Annotated in this window: 17 protein-coding genes; 2 read left to right on the top strand and 15 right to left on the bottom strand. The window is 36.6% G+C overall.

Going from position 1 to position 17,386, the window contains the following annotated elements; genetic code table 11:
- Positions 1 to 194: 194 nt before the first annotated feature.
- From SBH76_RS08635 to SBH76_RS08620, 4 genes are read right to left on the bottom strand one after another with little or no spacing between them, the layout of a single operon-like run.
- Positions 195 to 1,355, bottom strand: coding sequence for a PucR family transcriptional regulator (locus SBH76_RS08635; RefSeq protein ID WP_317977489.1), 1,161 nt, complete (start codon positions 1,353 to 1,355; stop codon positions 195 to 197).
- Between the two features lie 12 nt (positions 1,356 to 1,367).
- Positions 1,368 to 2,816, bottom strand: a complete 1,449-nt coding sequence (kamC, locus tag SBH76_RS08630) for a lysine 5,6-aminomutase reactivase ATPase KamC (protein ID WP_317977488.1) — start codon at positions 2,814 to 2,816, stop codon at positions 1,368 to 1,370.
- A 1-nt stretch (position 2,817) separates the two neighbouring features.
- Positions 2,818 to 3,831 carry a lysine 5,6-aminomutase reactivase subunit KamB gene (gene kamB, locus SBH76_RS08625; protein WP_317977487.1) on the bottom strand — a complete coding sequence of 338 codons (1,014 nt, stop codon included), beginning with the start codon at positions 3,829 to 3,831 and terminating at the stop codon, positions 2,818 to 2,820.
- A complete protein-coding gene (locus tag SBH76_RS08620; RefSeq protein WP_317977486.1) occupies positions 3,831 to 4,730 on the bottom strand; it encodes a DMT family transporter in 900 nt (299 codons plus the stop codon). The genes kamB and SBH76_RS08620 overlap by 1 nt, the downstream gene beginning before the upstream one ends.
- 236 nt (positions 4,731 to 4,966) lie before the next feature.
- On the opposite strand from SBH76_RS08620, the gene SBH76_RS08615 reads away from it, so the two are divergent.
- Both SBH76_RS08615 and SBH76_RS08610 read left to right on the top strand, forming a co-directional pair.
- Positions 4,967 to 6,226, top strand: a complete 1,260-nt coding sequence (locus SBH76_RS08615; RefSeq protein WP_317977485.1) for a hypothetical protein — start codon at positions 4,967 to 4,969, stop codon at positions 6,224 to 6,226.
- Positions 6,227 to 6,340: 114 nt separating this feature from the next.
- Positions 6,341 to 6,886, top strand: a complete 546-nt coding sequence (locus tag SBH76_RS08610) for a TetR/AcrR family transcriptional regulator (RefSeq protein WP_009663007.1) — start codon at positions 6,341 to 6,343, stop codon at positions 6,884 to 6,886.
- A gap of 57 nt (positions 6,887 to 6,943) precedes the next feature.
- On the opposite strand, the gene hydF is transcribed toward SBH76_RS08610, so the two are convergent.
- From hydF to rpsK, 11 genes are all read right to left on the bottom strand, one after another.
- Positions 6,944 to 8,158 (bottom strand): [FeFe] hydrogenase H-cluster maturation GTPase HydF, encoded by a 1,215-nt coding sequence (gene hydF, locus SBH76_RS08605; protein ID WP_317977530.1) that lies wholly within the window; start codon positions 8,156 to 8,158, stop codon positions 6,944 to 6,946.
- A complete protein-coding gene (gene hydG, locus SBH76_RS08600; protein ID WP_317977484.1) occupies positions 8,136 to 9,584 on the bottom strand; it encodes a [FeFe] hydrogenase H-cluster radical SAM maturase HydG in 1,449 nt (482 codons plus the stop codon). Before hydG ends, hydF begins: the two co-directional genes overlap by 23 nt.
- Entirely contained in the window at positions 9,566 to 10,690 is a 1,125-nt protein-coding gene (gene hydE / locus SBH76_RS08595; protein ID WP_317977483.1) for a [FeFe] hydrogenase H-cluster radical SAM maturase HydE, read from the bottom strand. Before hydE ends, hydG begins: the two co-directional genes overlap by 19 nt.
- Entirely contained in the window at positions 10,683 to 10,943 is a 261-nt protein-coding gene (locus SBH76_RS08590; protein WP_317977482.1) for a TM1266 family iron-only hydrogenase system putative regulator, read from the bottom strand. The genes hydE and SBH76_RS08590 overlap by 8 nt, the downstream gene beginning before the upstream one ends.
- A gap of 244 nt (positions 10,944 to 11,187) precedes the next feature.
- Positions 11,188 to 12,612 carry a PepSY domain-containing protein gene (locus tag SBH76_RS08585; protein ID WP_317977481.1) on the bottom strand — a complete coding sequence of 475 codons (1,425 nt, stop codon included), beginning with the start codon at positions 12,610 to 12,612 and terminating at the stop codon, positions 11,188 to 11,190.
- Entirely contained in the window at positions 12,612 to 13,184 is a 573-nt protein-coding gene (locus tag SBH76_RS08580) for an RNA polymerase sigma factor (protein WP_034213112.1), read from the bottom strand. Before SBH76_RS08580 ends, SBH76_RS08585 begins: the two co-directional genes overlap by 1 nt.
- Positions 13,185 to 13,261: 77 nt before the next feature.
- Positions 13,262 to 14,551, bottom strand: a complete 1,290-nt coding sequence (locus SBH76_RS08575; RefSeq protein ID WP_317977480.1) for an MATE family efflux transporter — start codon at positions 14,549 to 14,551, stop codon at positions 13,262 to 13,264.
- Positions 14,552 to 14,675: 124 nt separating this feature from the next.
- A complete protein-coding gene (locus SBH76_RS08570; protein ID WP_009663030.1) occupies positions 14,676 to 15,212 on the bottom strand; it encodes a bL17 family ribosomal protein in 537 nt (178 codons plus the stop codon).
- A gap of 70 nt (positions 15,213 to 15,282) precedes the next feature.
- A complete protein-coding gene (locus SBH76_RS08565) occupies positions 15,283 to 16,236 on the bottom strand; it encodes a DNA-directed RNA polymerase subunit alpha (protein ID WP_007593307.1) in 954 nt (317 codons plus the stop codon).
- A gap of 135 nt (positions 16,237 to 16,371) precedes the next feature.
- Entirely contained in the window at positions 16,372 to 16,965 is a 594-nt protein-coding gene (gene rpsD / locus SBH76_RS08560) for a 30S ribosomal protein S4 (protein WP_009663027.1), read from the bottom strand.
- Between the two features lie 15 nt (positions 16,966 to 16,980).
- Entirely contained in the window at positions 16,981 to 17,379 is a 399-nt protein-coding gene (gene rpsK / locus SBH76_RS08555) for a 30S ribosomal protein S11 (RefSeq protein ID WP_007593313.1), read from the bottom strand.
- Positions 17,380 to 17,386 lie beyond the last annotated feature (7 nt).

The following is a 17,386-nucleotide window of genomic DNA, read 5'->3' as shown; positions in this document are numbered from 1 at the left end:
ATATTTTTATCACTGACTAAATGTATATAAAAAAATACAAGTTAGTGGACAAAATGTCTATTTGGTATAATTTGTTTTTGGGACATATTTTTATAAGTAAATTCTTTATAAAATATCAACTATATTCATATTAAAAAAGATATAGATTACATACAATTTATTTATGCAATCTATATCTTTATATTTTAAAAATATCAATCAAAATAATCATTAAGAATCAAGGCCATGGACAAATCCAGTCTCTCATAGTAATCATCAAAGTTAAAACCTGTAAGATCTTTAATACTGTCCATTCTATTTATAAGGGTATGTCTGTGTATAAAAAGTCTTTTTGCGGCTCTGGTTACATTACCGTTTTCCTCCAAGTAAAATCTTATAGTCTTTATATAATCACTGTCAGACTCTCTGTCTTTATCAAGCAGCAGCCTTAATACCTTATTTTCCTTTGAATAGAGTGTATTTGTTCTGTATATTGAATATAACTTTTTAAGAAATGACATATGATCATACAGACATGTGCCTCGTATAGCTCTGACACTGTGCAAGGTCTGAAGCGCCTCCATACAATGTTTCATTGCAATATCCGGACTGTTATTATCTGTAAGCATATCTGCCGTAGCAAATAGATTCAATCCTATCTTATTTGAGAGTCTTATAAGTAATACCTGTATTTCAGCCAACAAATCCTTAAGCTTTGTCATACTCTCAAGACCTATACAAAATGTCATTTGCACTCCCTTTTCAAAATGACAAATATATGTATCACAGCTGAATACCACCAAAGAATTTATATTTTCAAAGGCCTCCTTTATATCAGGTCCTACTTCATTATATACATTTACCGACGAAACCGTCAAAACTGCAATCTCATTTTCATTTCCGATGCCTCGAAGGAGACTTTCTTTAAGTTTCTTTTTCAGCTTCGGGTAAAAATAATTATAGTCCAGATAGCTTTGATTTCCGAGTACCGACTCTCTGTTTATCTCACTTATCAATGTCTTTAAAACTTCTGAAAAGGAAAAACTTGCCGGCAATTCAAGTACAGGAAATTTGTATTTTCTGGCAGACTCAAGTATATAAACCGGTATACTGTCCACATAATATCCGGTCTGTACCATAAGTCCGACCACTCCCTTGGCTTTCAGTCTCTTTATCAAATTAAAGTATCTTGTATAATCAGCCAGATCAAATCCGGTTGTTATGAGAAGTTCACCGCTTCCAACCATATCAACAGAGTCCAAAATTTCCTGAACATTTACCCAGCTGATTATATTTCCGGCACTTTCCCTTCCGGTTATAAGTTCCGTTCCCGGAAAGAAATTATTCTCAATAATGTCTCTAACAGTAAGTGGCATAATCCGGCCTTTCTAGTTTATTTCCCTTAAAATATCCATAAGTTCTTCCTGCAATCCTAAAAGTCTGCAAATCATAAGTGCCTCTTTTGGAGGCTGTGCCTGCTTTTTTACTTTAAAAATACCGTAGTTCATAAACTGTGCAATTGCTGTGATCTTTGCATCATCACTTGACTTTGTAAGAAGCGCTTTGGCTATTTTATCTTCTGAAGCTCCCTGTAATCCCCTTACCTGGTAATGGCTTCCCGAAAGCTCGGCAACATGATCAAAATGTGTTACCAAAAGACTTATTGCTCTTTTTTTATTTAAAAGCGCTACAAGCCCTCTCACTATACTCTCACCTTCTTTAGGATTTGTTCCTCTTGCAAACTCATCCAATATTGCAAATATATATTTACCTTCAATCTCATTCAAAAGATTTTTAAGCTCCACTATCTGTGCGCCGAAGCTTGATAATCCCTTATCTACCGACTGTGACTCTTCGGATATTATAACTATTTCATCAAATAAAGGAATACTTGCAACATTTGCATATACAAAGAATCCACATAATGCAAGATATGTATTAAGCGCTACCGTCTTTAATGTAACACTCTTTCCGCCCATATTTGCACCTGTAAGCACTGTCGTACCTATTGTCATATCTATGGTTATAGGTGTAAATTTAAGTCCTTTTTCTTCCAATATATCACAGATAAAAGGATTTGTTGTTTCTTCCAATACAAGTACATCTTCAGTGATCTCCGGTAAACATGAAGGATACAGCTTTGCCACCCTGTATTTTTCCAAAAGTAAATCAAGTCTGCCTATTACATCTATATTTTTTAATGCTCTGTCAAAATAGGGTCGCAGTTTTACAGAAAGGTCTTCCCTTATCTTTCTTTCTTCTCTTTCTTCTTCCACAGTTGCTGCAAGTCTTTTATCCTTAAGCTCTTCAAAAGCTGTATCACTCTCCTGCATTTTGATTTCTATCTCATGTTTTTTTCTTCTGATTTCTTTCAGTTCATCTGAATAGTCGTCATATATTGCAAATGTAGGTATTCTTCTTTTATCCGGATCAAGTATGTCCACAGCCTCACTTACAGACTCTATATTAAAACCTGTTAATCCTATTTCGCCTGAGACTCTTTCAATAAGAGGTTTAAGTTTTTCCATATGCATCAAAAGTGTTTTTATCTCAAAGAGCTCTATGTCAGACAATGTATTTTCTCTTCCGAATTTAACGGAGCCCCTCACATCTTTTATTTGCATAAAAATTCTTCTTATGGCATTAACATCTGATTTGACAGTATCATATTTTTGATACAGTTCATTCAAATTTTCAAGTTCTTCATTCAGTAAATCCTTTTCGCCCCTTCCAAACGGAGTTATATTTTTTATAAGCTCCGTTCCGAAAGGAGTTGCAGGCAACATTTTGCTTTTTATATATTCAAAGCCGATATTTTCTCTTTGACAAAATTCCATGCTACCCCCTATGATTGCTTTCAATATTTATAACCGGTAAATCTGTACACTTTTGCATATATGCTAAAAATTTTTCACTGTCATAGTGATGTCCGTAGGCTGAAAAAGGATTTATTGTAATCGCCACTATATTTATTGCCTCAATACATGAAAATATCAAACCTCTTTGTCTGAGTTTTTCAAAATTTTCATATTTTATCAAAATTCTTGAACCGTCAAAAAACACAAGTCGTTTTCCCTCAAGTTTTACATTTGATAACAGCAAAGAATTTATCATGGCATCGCTTAGCGCACCGTTTACAAATATACTCTCTACTTCACTTTCCTTTGCCCATACCTCTCTAAGCTCAATCTTTTTATCAGTCTTTTTTATAGTATTACCTTCTATTATGTAATACTTATCACCGTAATTTTCTCTGTTAAAATCATTCGGAAGATCAAGCTTATATTCCGGAAGTGAAAAAAGCATAGATGTATATATTGTATCCCTGACAGTCTTTTCCATATCAACACTGTATGAAGCACCGCTTGAAAGTATTGCCACATTACTTACCTTCCCTGTAGCAATACTTTTTCTCTCCAAGGCTCCATCTATCAAGATCTTTCCCTTGCTGTATTTTTTAAAGCTCTCACAAACTGTTGCCATTTGTGTAGCAATAGACGGACCTGCTATTTGTACAAAGCCGTCACTCAGGGCTTTGATTATTATTATTTCTCCAAGCGGAGTATATATTCCGGTACTCTCTACTATTTCTTTTGTTATATCACAATACTTTATCAAATCTCTTGCTGTTGCGATATAATCTTCCTTATAAACATATATCTCCGGCTTTTTGGTATTGGTTACCAGATCAAGTTCTTCACCGTCTCTTCCTATGGATGTAAGCAAAATACTTTCATTATTATTATGAAGTTTTTTTATTACCTCATTTAATACTGTGGTCTTTCCTGCATTCTTACACATTCCGATAAAAGAGACTCTTTCTTCATCCTTTATCAAATCATAGATATCCATTATTCTCTACCCTTTATAGGAAGCTGTGCCAAGATTATGGCGGAAAACATAAGTATTGCTCCAAGCATCTCACGACTTCCCAACATTTCCCCCAATATTATCCATGCAAATATCGCACTGAACACACTCTCCAGACTCATCAAAAGACTTGCAATACTTGGTCTTACATATTGCTGTCCTACATTTTGCAATGTATATCCGCATGCACCGCTGAAAATTCCTACAAATAAAAGTGCGGGCATTGCCTTAAATATCATATCTGCAGACGGTTTTTGGGCAGCAATCATCACAATACTTGAAAAAATTGCCACCACCAAAAATTGAAATATAGACAAATCCAAAACGTCCACTTTTTTTACAAAATGAGCCACCGTTATTATCTGAAGGGCAAATAAAAATGCGCAGAATAAAAGAATTGCGTCTCCGTACTCTAAATTAAATCCGTCATGTATACATAGTAAAAAAAGTCCTGCAACACTAAGTACAACACTTATCCAAAGTCTAATTCCTTCTTTCATCTTAAAAAATATAATTGAAATAATCGGAACGAAAATCACGTACAATGCGGTGATAAATCCGGCTTTTGACGCATTGGATTCTTTTATACCTATCTGCTGCATAGCGCTTGCAATGAAAAGAAAGAATCCTGAGCATAGTGAAGCTATGATTAATGTCTTATTATAAGACTTATTTGTTGTATGTCTGTTTGAACTTTTTTTACTCTTAAAAAAACATACTACAGGAATCATTGCAATAAAGGATATCCAGCTCCTTATTGCCAAGAATGTATAAGCATTTACATATCTTGCTCCTATACTCTGTGCTGAAAAAGCCGATCCCCATATCAAAGCCGCGAGCAACAGCATAAATACTCCGAGAGCATTTTTATTTTTTGACATATTGACCCCCATTGTTAAAATAGTAAATTTGCACTACTTATCTTATTATATCCCAATCCGGTTATAAAAAAAAGATAAGATTATAACCAAAAAATGTAAAGATTACTTAATATTTGAATTTATTACGCAGTTTATACCTAATATCACGCAATTTATACTTTTTAAAAATATCCTTTCAAGAATATTGTATAATACGCATATGTTAAAAAGTTCAAAGGAACAGGAGATATAAGAATATGAAATTAAATTTAAACAAGAAAGCAATTGCAATTGCTCTTTCATTAGCATTGGCAACACCGATCATATCAGCAACCGCATTACCTACATTAAGTGTTTTCGCCGGAGGTTTTGCATCAAATCCTGCAGTGGCACAGGGACATGCAATTCCTAATACAGACGCTGTTAATATTTCAGGAAATACTGTAGCTGTAGCCCTTGAGGGAACAGGAATCAGTGATGCTGTAAAAGCTACAACTTCTGTTACTATAACTAATAATGCAGGATCTGCAATAGTTACCGCACCTGCTCTTACATGGACAGGCAGCGCAGGCGCTTGGACAGGATTCAGCTTCCAGCTCCCTGCAAACTGGCAGACACTTTTCCACAACTCAGAGCAGATGGGTGTTAAAGTATCTTCAACTGTAGGTTCTTCAACATTTAATGCTACAGCAAATAAAATCGTAAATGACGATACACAGATAAGCGTTGAGATTCCTGCAGCAGGTGCTACTACACTTTCTGCAAAGGTTACAGGAGGCTCATTATACTCTAATACAGTTGCTAAGAGCTTAAACGACTACACATATGAGTACACTGTTGCTCCAAAGGTATCAGGTTCTATCACAGCTGCAGCTGCAAACGCTATATTTAATGCAAGCTCAAATATAGTAGCTCTTTCAAATGCAACTGCTACTCCTGACGCTTCGGGAAACTTTACACTTACTCTTCCTTCAGGAAAAAACGTTCAAAACCTCGGTGCAAATGATGCAATCTTTGTAAGAAGAAAAGCAAAGAACTCAAATGCACAGTATATCTTCATAATAGACAGAGTTACTACAACTACAACTGTTGCACCTGCTGCACCTGCTGTTGCTACACCTTCAACACCAAGAGCAACATCTTCTACAGCAACAATAAAGCCTACGACACCATCTAATTCTATAATTGCTACAGGCTCAAACTCAAGAAAGAGTTCAGGCGGTTCAAGTTCAGGCGGCAGTTCAGGCAGACGTTCTTCAAGCAGCAATTACACTGCTACAACTCCAAGTCAGACACCTGCAGCTCCAAGTGTAACACCTGCAGCTCAGAATACAGCAGGCGATGCCACAAAGGCACCTTCACCTGTAGGTCCTTCTGCAAGAAAGAACACAAGAGGAAAACTTAATGTTCCTAAGACTGCCGATGCTTCAGACATGACAGGAAGCGTAATGATGCTCTTCGGCTCTTTGGTAGCTATGGGAATGGTTGCCGGAGTTACAAAGAAAAAAGAAGACTGATAAATATTTATACATCCCTCTTTAAAGGCAATATATATCTAAAATAAAGGATATATATTGCCTTTTATTTTTTCTGATATTATAATTCATTTGTATTTTGTTATGGAGAAATATATGAGACGAAAAAATACTACGCATGAAATGATGATGGGCTATATGGCCGGTGCTCTATTAGAACTTATGCTTGAAAAAGATTATACAAAAATTTCAATCGGTGAGATTGCCAAAAAAGCCGGTGTGGACAGATCATCATACTACAGACATTTTAAATCTAAGGAAGATATTATATCATTCTTTTTTGATATGGTTTTAAAAGAATCACTTGAAGGCTATACAAATCTTTCAAGTATTGATTTTACACTGTATATACATTCAATATATACCGCTTTTTTTAATTACAGAAAAGAAATTTTACTTATTCATTATGCTAATCTCTCATTCCTGCTTTTGGATGTGCTTTCAAAGAGATTTCAATTCAGTGAACTTGCAAAAGATTTTCCACTCTCAAAACAATATGAGCTTTCTTATATTATAGGTGGAATTTACAATAATCTGATATTCTGGATGAGCCGAGATATGAAGGAAACTCCCGATGAGCTCACAGAGATTTCACTTCAATTCAGAAATGAAGAATCACTTTCTTTACTTAGCTTGAGATAAAAACGGGGCTGTCGCTTTAAATGATTGAATCATCTTGGCGAAGCCCCATTTTGTTATCTAAAATTTACCCTCAAGAGGTTTCATCGCTCTTTCAAGTATGCCGTTCATATAAGCTATTGATATACCATAATTTGTCATTGGTATTGTAGCTTCATTTGCATACTTCATTCTGGCCTTCATCTGGTTTTCATTTAACATGCATGCACCGCAATGAATTATTATCTTGTATTCAGACAGATCTTTTGGAAACTCTCCTCCGCTTGTAAGTTCAAACTTCAACGCATCTTCATCCTGCAAACCTGTAAATTTTCTGACAAGCCTCGGTATTTTCACACTTCCTATGTCTTCACATTGTCTGTGATGTGTACAGCCTTCACTTATAAGTATTTTATCTCCTTCTTTAAGTGTGTCTATAACTCTTGCAGCATTATAAAGATTGTAAAGAGCCCCCTTATAGTTGGCAAATATTATTGAAAATGAAGTTAGAGGTATGTTTTGAGGTATCAATTCATCCACTTCTTTAAACACCTGTGAATCGCATACCACCAAGGCAATATCATTAAATTTTTTAAGTGTTGCTTCTATCTCATCTACCTGGACCACAACAGCAATACCATGCCTGTCAAGAATTTCTCTTATTACCTGCTGCTGGGGTAAGATAAGTCTGCCCTTCGGTGCTGATGAATCTATAGGTGTTACAAGCATTATAATATCACCTTCCTTCATCATATCACCGAGTATGGTCTTTTCTTTCTTTTCTTTTCCAAGAACCTCAGACATCATATCTTTCAGCTTATCTATATTAATATTATTTAATGCGGAAACATATATATCAATTTTTTTCTCTGTTCTTTCTTCATCTGCTATAGAATCACATTTATTTCCTACAACAAGACATCTCTTTTCTTTTATCTTTTCTAAAAATTCAAGCTCATCATCACTAAACTCGCTTCCTGCATCCACTACAAAGAGTATAAGATCGGCTCTGTCTATATATTCCAGACTCTTTTCCACTCTTAAATTTCCAAGACTGCTCCTATCGTCAAGTCCCGGTGTATCCACAAGTACCACCGGACCGAACGGTAAAAGCTCCATACTCTTTTTAACAGGATCTGTTGTGGTTCCGCTTATATCGGATACTATTGCAATGTCCTGTGAGGTTATAGCATTTATCAAGCTTGATTTTCCAACATTACAGCGACCGAAAAGACAAATAGTCGCTCTCTCTCCCATCGGTGTACTATTCATATCAGAACCTGAAATCCCTTGCATTTGTAGTTTCAATTTCATTGATATACTGAATTGCTCTTTCCTTTACCTTCGGATTGCTTACCTTTTCAATCTCCGATTTTATCATCTTCATTCCATGCTCTTTGGTCTGATCGGATGCATAATCGGTCATATATTCACTGAGAGTCATAAGAGCATTCGGATGACAGCAGTTTATAATCTGTCCGCTCTTGCAAAGGCTCATAAATCTGTCACCTGTTCTGCCTTCTCTGTAGCAGGCGGTGCAAAATGAAGGTATATGTCCCATTCCCATGAGCCAGTCCACAACCTCATCCAAAGTTCTTTGATCCGATACATCAAACTGCTCCGAATCTGTAGGTCTGATTTCCTCAGTATATCCGCCGACTGAGGTTCTTGAAGCACCGCTTATCTGTGAAATTCCCACCTTCAAGGCTCTTTCTCTTACTTCCTGACTCTCTCTTGTAGAGATAATCATTCCGGTATAAGGAACCGCTATTCTTATACATGCAATAATCTTTTCAAAAGTATCATCATCAAGTCCGTTGTCAAAAGCATCCGGATCTATATCATCGGCTCTTTTAATTCTGGGTACACTTATAGTATGAGGTCCTACTCCGAATGTCGCTTCCAAGTGTTCCCCATGCATCAAAATTCCTGCAAACTCATATTTATATGACTCCAGTCCGAAGAGTACTCCAAGACCTACATCATCAATTCCACCCTCCATAGCTCTGTCCATAGCCTCTGTATGGTATATATAGTTATGCTTCGGTCCTGTAGGATGAAGGTTCTCATAAGATTCTTTATTATAGGTCTCTTGGAAAAGTATATATGTTCCGATTCCGGCTTCATGAAGCTTTTTATAATTTTCCACTGTAGTGGCTGCAATATTTACATTTGCTCTTCTTATAGCACCGTTTTTATGCTTTATACTGTAGATAGTCTTTATGGATTCAAGTATATACTCAATAGGACTGTTTATAGGATCCTCACCTGATTCTATGGCAAGTCTCTTATGTCCCATGTCCTGAAGTGCAATTACCTCATTCTTTATCTCTTCCTGAGTAAGTTTCTTTCTGGCTATATTTTTATTCTTTGCGTGATATGGACAGTATACACATCCGTTTACACAGTAGTTTGAAAGATAGAGAGGTGCAAACATTACTATTCTGTTTCCATAAAAGGTCTGCTTTATCTCTCCGGCAAGTTCATATATCTTTTCTATGATTTCCTTGTCCTCACAGGCAAGAAGTACTGATGCCTCTCTATGAGTAAGCCCTTTGGCTATAATACCTTTCTCCGTTTTTTTCGGTCTTGCTTTTTCAAGGTATTCTTCTATCAAAGGAATATTGTTTTTATTTTCCTCGGCAAACTTTAATGTCTCCAATATTTCTTCATGGTTTATAAATTCTTCGGCGTTCCTTGATTTTACATCGTATTTAAACATTTATAATCTCCTCTTACTTTTGCAACTCCGTAACCTATATTGTTGATTCTGTTGGTAATACATCCGATGCAGTGAGCGGCTTCATCTCCTGTACATACTTTTCCGTCATATAGTTCATATTTTTTTCTTGTTTTTAACGGTGAAAGATTCGGCATCACCACATTTGCACCTGCAAGTATTCCCTTCTCTCTCCCCAGATTGTCCAATGTACTTAAAGAAGTCGTTGCCGGTATTAGCATATTCGGTCTCATTATTCTAAGAATAGCTATTAAAAATAAAGTCATTTGAATACTGCCGCTTTTTTCGTCCTTAAATGCAGTATCATGATGTGGTATAAAAGGTCCTATACCGCACATCTGCGGTCCGAATTCTTCTATAAACTTTAAATCCTTAGCCAATGTAAAAGAGCTTTGATACGGTGAGCCCACCATGAATCCGCATCCTACCTGAAATCCGATATCTTTTAAAGCTTTAAGACAGTTCATTCTGTGCTCGAATGACATCTGTTTTGGGTGAAGTTTCTCATAATGTTCTTTGTCCGCAGTCTCATGTCTCAAAAGATATCTGTCCGCACCTGCGTCAAACATTTTCTGATAGTCTTCTTTCTCATATTCTCCCAAAGAAAGTGTAACGGCAACGTCCTTATACTTTTCCTTGATTTTCTTTACAATACTACATATATAATCCGGTTCAAATTTTCCGTCTTCACCTCCCTGCATTACAAAGGTTCTATAACCGAGCCTGTATCCTTCATCCGCACATTCAAGTATTTCTTCTTCTGTGAGCCTGTAGCGGTCACAATTTCTGTTTGAATGTCTTATTCCGCAATAATAACAATCGTTTTTGCAAATATTGCTTATCTCTATCAAGCCTCTGAGATAAACATCTTTACCGTAATTTTCATCGCCTATAATTCTTGCCTTTTTACTGATATAGTCAAATACCTCTTCGTTCAAATTCTCTACAAGATATTGGTATTCTTCAAGGCTAAGACTTCTTTCTTTTTCTAATCTTTCTATCAGAGCAATGCTTTTATCAATTTCCAAATGTCTGTCATATTCGGTATTTTTAAAGTTCGTCTTATAAAGTGATATATCTTTAGCCATTTGCATCACCCACATTTGAATAAGCGGTTTTTATACTTACCCCCGGTAATTTCCCGATTTTACCTGACAGACTTGAAATCACATTATTTTGTGCGTCGAGAGCAACCGACAGCACACTTATACCTCTTTTATGATAGGGTATACCCATTCTTCCGATAATATGATCTCCGTACTCATGCAATAAATCGTTGAGCTCTTTTACAGAATCCCTGTCCTCCACAATTATTGCCATCAATGCTACTCTGTTATCCATATTTCCCCTTTATAAATAATAGATTTTTGTATCAAAAAACCCAAAGCCTCGGTGGCTTTGGGTAATCAAATAAATGTGCATTCGCACAATCTTATACATTCACAAACCACCTTTCAAGTCAGATACGGTATAAAGATCCCGTCTTCCTTGTTAGGAGCATCTGTATACAATGTAAATCCTTTTTAGCGGTTTGTCAATATGTATAGTATCGTTACTTTTATAACTATATTCTTTTATATCTATCTTAATCATCTATCTCTGAACTGCTTGATATTATCGCACCGCTTGAAGCATCGATATCGTAGTCGTATTCTACATTTCCAACCTTAAACTCAATCTCATAAACTCTTACGCCGTCATCTGTATCAAGTTTTACTTTTTTAAAACTTGCACCGCTAACACCGGCATGTGAGAGTGCTATCTGCTTTGCTTTGTCTACTGAGATAACTGAAGCTGTCTGTGCCTGTGTAGGCGCTGCCGGCTGTGTAGGTATCTCATAGTTTTCAATATCCTGGTCAAATGACACTATTGCACCTGTTGCGGCGTTGATTTCATAATCATACTCAACATTACCGCTGTAGAATTCTATATCATAAACCTTTACACCATCCTCTGTGTCAATCTTTGCCTTTACAAATGATACGCTTCCGCTTGAAACTCCTGCATGAGACATAGCTATTTCTTTAGCCTTTTCTATGCCTATATCTCCGACAGTGTTATTTGACTGTGCGGCTGTTGTAGCAGGTGCGACAGTTACTGCAGGCTGCGTCGTAGCAGGCTGTGGTGTTGTGGCGGCTGCAGTACTGTTCTCTACGGCGGCGCTTGTAGCAATTTCTTTTTCTCTCGCATCTTCATCTATATCTTCAATAGCATCTGCAATATTTTCCCAGATACTGTCATCAAAATCGTAATCAACTATATCTCTGATATCTATGCCCTTTTGTACAACCAGACTTGCAATCTCGCTTACTTTCATCTTGGCAAGTTCTTTTGCATCCAGAGAACCGTCTTTAGCGGCAAGATTCAGTACAAATACCGCCTTTCCTATGGATATATTGTTTTCTGTCGCAAACTTCTTTGCATCCACAGTAGTCTTTACAGTCTGATTTATAACTGTTGCCTGTACCGAATTTGTTGAAAGTGCAGTATTTATATCATTTAGCACTTCCGCCTTAACTTTGTTTGCCTTTTCTTCATTATCATTTCTTACGGTTACCAAAATACCTGTATTGTCATTTTGGATATAACCCTTTTGGACCATTGAACCTATAAGCGCATTAACGGCAACCTTAAGCTCGGTATTCTTTAGATCCATTCCGTCAATAACGCTTGCTCCGTCCTGATTTGTGGACTGAACTTCTAAAACCTTATTCTTTTTGTTTGTTACAATCTCAACTCCCGGATTTACGTCAATATCCACATGTGAATCCGGAACATAGTTATTTCCGTAATACGGAACACCTACAACTCCTACTGCAAACAGCACACAAGCGGCAACCGCCACTCCTATAAATCCCTTACCGAATATATTAAACTTCTTCTTCATTCCTTTTTCAATCCTTTCTGCGTCAACAGAAACAATATTTTCAGAAATTCTTTTAAACATATCCTCGGGAATCATTCCCGATACAGCAGTGTCGAGCTTCTTCTCAATTTCTTCTCTTTTCATCAAAAGCCCTCCTCTTCCAAGTATTTCTGCATCTTCCTGACAGTCCTGTTGTACTTTGAAAGCACGGTATTTATGGACATATCAAGTAATTCCGCTATTTCACGATTCTTAAGACCTGCCACCGCATGCAGCAAAAGTATCGTTCTTTCATTATCGTCCAACTTATTTATAGTTGTTTTTAGAATAATACGCTCACTGAGATCTTCCACAAAGGAAAAATCCTGTTCCGGCAAATCATTATCATCTTCTAAACTACCCTCTTTTTTTCCGTCACGAATCTTCATAAGTGCAAAATTTCTTGCTATTGTAAATATCCATGCCATCGGTTTATCGTATGAGGTGTAATCTGCTGCCTTTTGATAGATTTTCAAAAAAGTATCCTGCAAAATATCCTCTGCATCATGAGTATTCTTTGTTATTGAAAGGGCAAAGGCATATACACTTTTATGAGTTTTTTCATATAAAGTATGTAAAGCCTCCATACTTCCCTTTGCGATATCTTTTATAAGTTTATCATCCACCGTCGACGAAGCTTTTGATCCCTCCTCCAAGACCGCCACAAAATTAAGCATCTAATAATCATCCTTTCACTATATTAATGCATGAGAATATCATTTTATTGCATGCTGTTGCAAATTTTTTATTTTTTTCAAAAACTTTTTCTCATCAGTATTATACATAATATTGCAGTAAACATTTCCGCAGCAAAAAATGAGCTCCAAACTCCTGTTATTCCGAAAATCCCCGGTAAGATAAGTGCAAATACAATTATTGCCACTATACCTCTTGATATTGCTATAAGAGAGGACTCTTTTCCTCTTCCTGTAGCACTGTAAAATCCTGCCGTAATAATATTAAATGCGGCAGGTATAAATCCTATAAAATAAATTCTGATACCCGGAATTGCATAATTTGCCAACACATCGGAATTTTCATTGTTAAATTCGGCTATAATATTTGGAGCAAATGCCATAACCGTTGCCACCAAAACTCCTGCTATAATCATACCTACAGAAATTGAATATATATATATTTTCTTTAAGTCTTTATTTTCACCTTTACCGAAAGTTTCACTTGCCACGGGCTGTAATCCTTGTGATACACCGTTTAGCATCGCCACTCCCACCAAGGCGGAGTTTGCTATAACTCCATATGCTGCAACCGCTATATTACCTACAAGTGAGAGCAGTATAAAGTTAAATACTGTTGTTATTATTCCGTTTGAAATTTCACCTACAAATGCCACCAGACCGAGACTGCATGATAAAATCAATTTTTTTACTGAAGGCAAATTAAAGCAAAAACGCACATTATTCTTTTTTGACAGAAAATGTACCATACAGATGCTCATACTTACTATCGGTGATATTCCTGTTGCAAGTGCCGCACCTGCCATACCCATACCTACGGGGAAAATAAGTATGTAATCAAATATTATATTAAAAATTCCGCTTATGAGTGTTGCCGCCATAGCAATCCTCGGTGAGTTGTCATTTCTCACAAACGCTGTAAATGTAAAGTTCAACATAAAAAACGGCGAGAAGCAAAGAATAATACGTGCATATGTGTGAGTTACATTTACTATTACTTCATCCGCACCGAAAATCTTAAGTACAACATCAGGAACAAAAATACCCAAAATTAAAAAAGGTAAGCTGAATAAGAAGCTCCAAAAAAATGAATTTGAAAAATATTTATCCGCACTGTTTTTATTACCAAGTGACTTTAATAATGTGTACTTTGTTGCAGAGCCTATTCCGATCATGGCTCCTATAGCAAATGTTATTGCAAATATAGGTAAAACAAGATTTAATCCGGTTATTCCGTTTGCTCCTTCCGCCATCGATATAAAAATAGTATCTGCCAATACATAACATGATGTACCTGTTGTAGCAAGGATATTAGGCAGAATATATCCTCTAAGTTTTTTTTCAATCATAAAAGACTCTCCTGTCGTAGTTATCGAATTATATCATAAATATTCTGTAAGCTCAATCAATGTCAAATTTATTGCATAAAAAATAGCAGTCATAGACTGCTACTTTTATATATCAAAGATGGTATTATACTAACTCAAGTAAAACTTCCATAGCCGCATCTCCCTTACGAAGACCGATCTTAACTATTCTTGTGTATCCACCCTTACGATCTGCATACTTTGGACCGTACTCATCGAAAAGCTTCTTTGCAAGGTCAACTGACTTTGTATTCTTCTTCTTTCCGGCTGCCTTTGCAGGTAACTCTGTCGGAACATATACTACAGCATTGATTTTGCTTCTTGCATGAAGTCTTGAAGGTCTGTCTTTCTTGATTTCCTTCTCCACCTCGTCATAAACAGTAACTTTCTTACCGTCTACAACTTCTTTTACTCTCTTGCCGTCAGCATCTTTTCTTGCAACCTTTGCATTTACCTTTACAAGGTCGAAGTTATCCTTCTCCTTAACAGCTAATGCTATAAGCGGCTCAACAATCTTTCTGATCTCTTTTGCTCTTGCCTCTGTAGTCACAATCTTACCATGCTGTAAAAGTGCTGTAACCTGGTTTCTCAATAATGCTTTTCTCTGACTTGATGTCTTTGAAAGTTTTCTATACTTTGCCATTTTTTTCTCCTCCATAGGAAACATATATACGCTGACATTGGACTTACTATATATGTCTATTTATTCTTTTTTATGATTCTTCGCTCTCACGAAGGTGAAGTCCAAGCTCTTCAAGCTTTTGAAGGACTTCTTCTAATGATTTTCTACCCAGATTTCTGACTTTCATCATATCATCTGAAGTACGTGAACACAATTCTTCAACTGTATTGATTCCTGCTCTCTTTAAACAGTTGTAAGATCTAACTGACAGTTCAAGTTCATCTATATTCATCTCCAGAACTTTTTCCTTGTCATCCTCTGCTTTTTCTACCATTACATCGACAGTTTTAGCGTTATCAGACAAATCTATAAACAGATTAAGGTGCTCACTCAAAACTTTGGCAGCTAAACTTACCGCCTCATCAGGTGCCAATGTACCGTTTGTAGTAACATCAAGTGTTAATTTATCAAAGTCTGTCATCTGACCTACACGAGTGTTCTCTACAAGAAGATTTACTCTCTCTACAGGTGTATAAATAGAGTCAATAGCTATCACACCTATAGGAGTATCCTCTCCTTTATTTTTATCTGAACTTACATAACCTCTACCGTTTGTTATTGTCAGTTCCATGTAGAACTTTCCTTCTGAAACTGTTGCAATAACCTGGTCTTTGTTAATGATTTCTATACTTGGATCACATTGAATATCTTCTGCAGTGATAACTCCTTCACCGTCAAAATCTATATAAGCAACCTTCGGCTCATCATCAATAGATGTATTTTTGATTGCAAGGCTCTTTACATTCATTATGATCTCTGTCACATCTTCTTTTACTCCCGGTATGGAAGAAAATTCATGCAACACACCGTCAATCTTAACCTGACTGACAGCCGATCCAGGGAGGGATGAGAGCATGATTCTTCTTAGGGAATTGCCTAAAGTTGTTCCATAACCTCTCTCCAGTGGTTCACATATGAATCTGCCGAACTTCTTATCCTCGGAAATTTCTGCAATCTCTATATTGGGTTTTTCAAAATCAAACACGAATGTCCCTCCTTTTAGATAAACTATATCTATGTCTCAAATATTTGAGACTTGGTTAATACTTCAAGGCTAAAATATTTCTATTATTAGCAAATCAGCTGATACGAAAATAAGTATCAGCTGTTAAGATTCCTATTACTTAGAGTACAACTCAACGATAAGAAGTTCGTCTACAGGAACATCAATTTCTTCTCTTGTAGGGAGGCTCTTTACAGTACCTTTTAAGTTTTCAAGATCTGCATCAATCCAAGCCGGTACAATTCTTCCGGCTGTTGACTCTACAACTTCTTTATATCTTGCAGATGATTTTGCCTTCTCTTTGATCTCTATAACATCTCCTGCCTTTACAAGGTAAGATGGAATATTTACACACTTACCGTTTACAAGAACGTGCTTATGATCAACAATCTGTCTTGTTTCTTTTCTTGTTCTGCCGAATCCCATACGGAAAACAACATTGTCAAGTCTTCTCTCTAAGAGAATCATAAGGTTCTCACCAACCTGGCCCTTCATTCTCTCAGCCTTAGCATAGTAATTTCTGAACGGTTTCTCTAATACACCGTAGATAAACTTTGCTTTCTGCTTTTCTCTAAGCTGCAAACCGTACTCGCTAAGCTTACGGCCTGCTTTTTTTGTATCTCTGTTAGACTTTTTATCTATTCCCAGAAAACCCGGCTCAAGGCCAAGTGATCTGCATCTTTTAAGAACGGGAACTCTATTAATTGCCACTTTTAGTACCTCCTATTAGACTCTTCTGCGTTTTGGTGGACGACATCCATTGTGTGGTACCGGAGTTACATCCTTAATACTTGTTACTTCTATTCCACATGCAGCCAACGCACGAATAGCTGCTTCTCTTCCTGAACCGGGTCCCTTTACCATAACATCTACATACTTAAGTCCATGTACTAAAGCTGCCTTTGCAGCAGTTTCTGCAGCCATAGATGCCGCATATGGAGTAGATTTCTTTGAACCTCTAAATCCTAGACCACCGGCACTTGCCCATGATATCGCATTACCCTGGGTATCAGTTAATGTAACAATTGTATTGTTAAATGATGACTGAATATGTGCCTGTCCGCGTTCAACGTTTTTCTTTACGCGCTTTTTTGTCACCTTCTTGGTGGACGCATTCTTTGCCATTAAACTA

Source organism: Lachnoanaerobaculum sanguinis (assembly GCF_033242365.1).
Lineage (GTDB): Bacteria > Bacillota > Clostridia > Lachnospirales > Lachnospiraceae > Lachnoanaerobaculum > Lachnoanaerobaculum sanguinis.
Note: the sequence above shows the minus strand (reverse complement) of the source record. Positions and strands in the feature narration are given on the sequence as shown.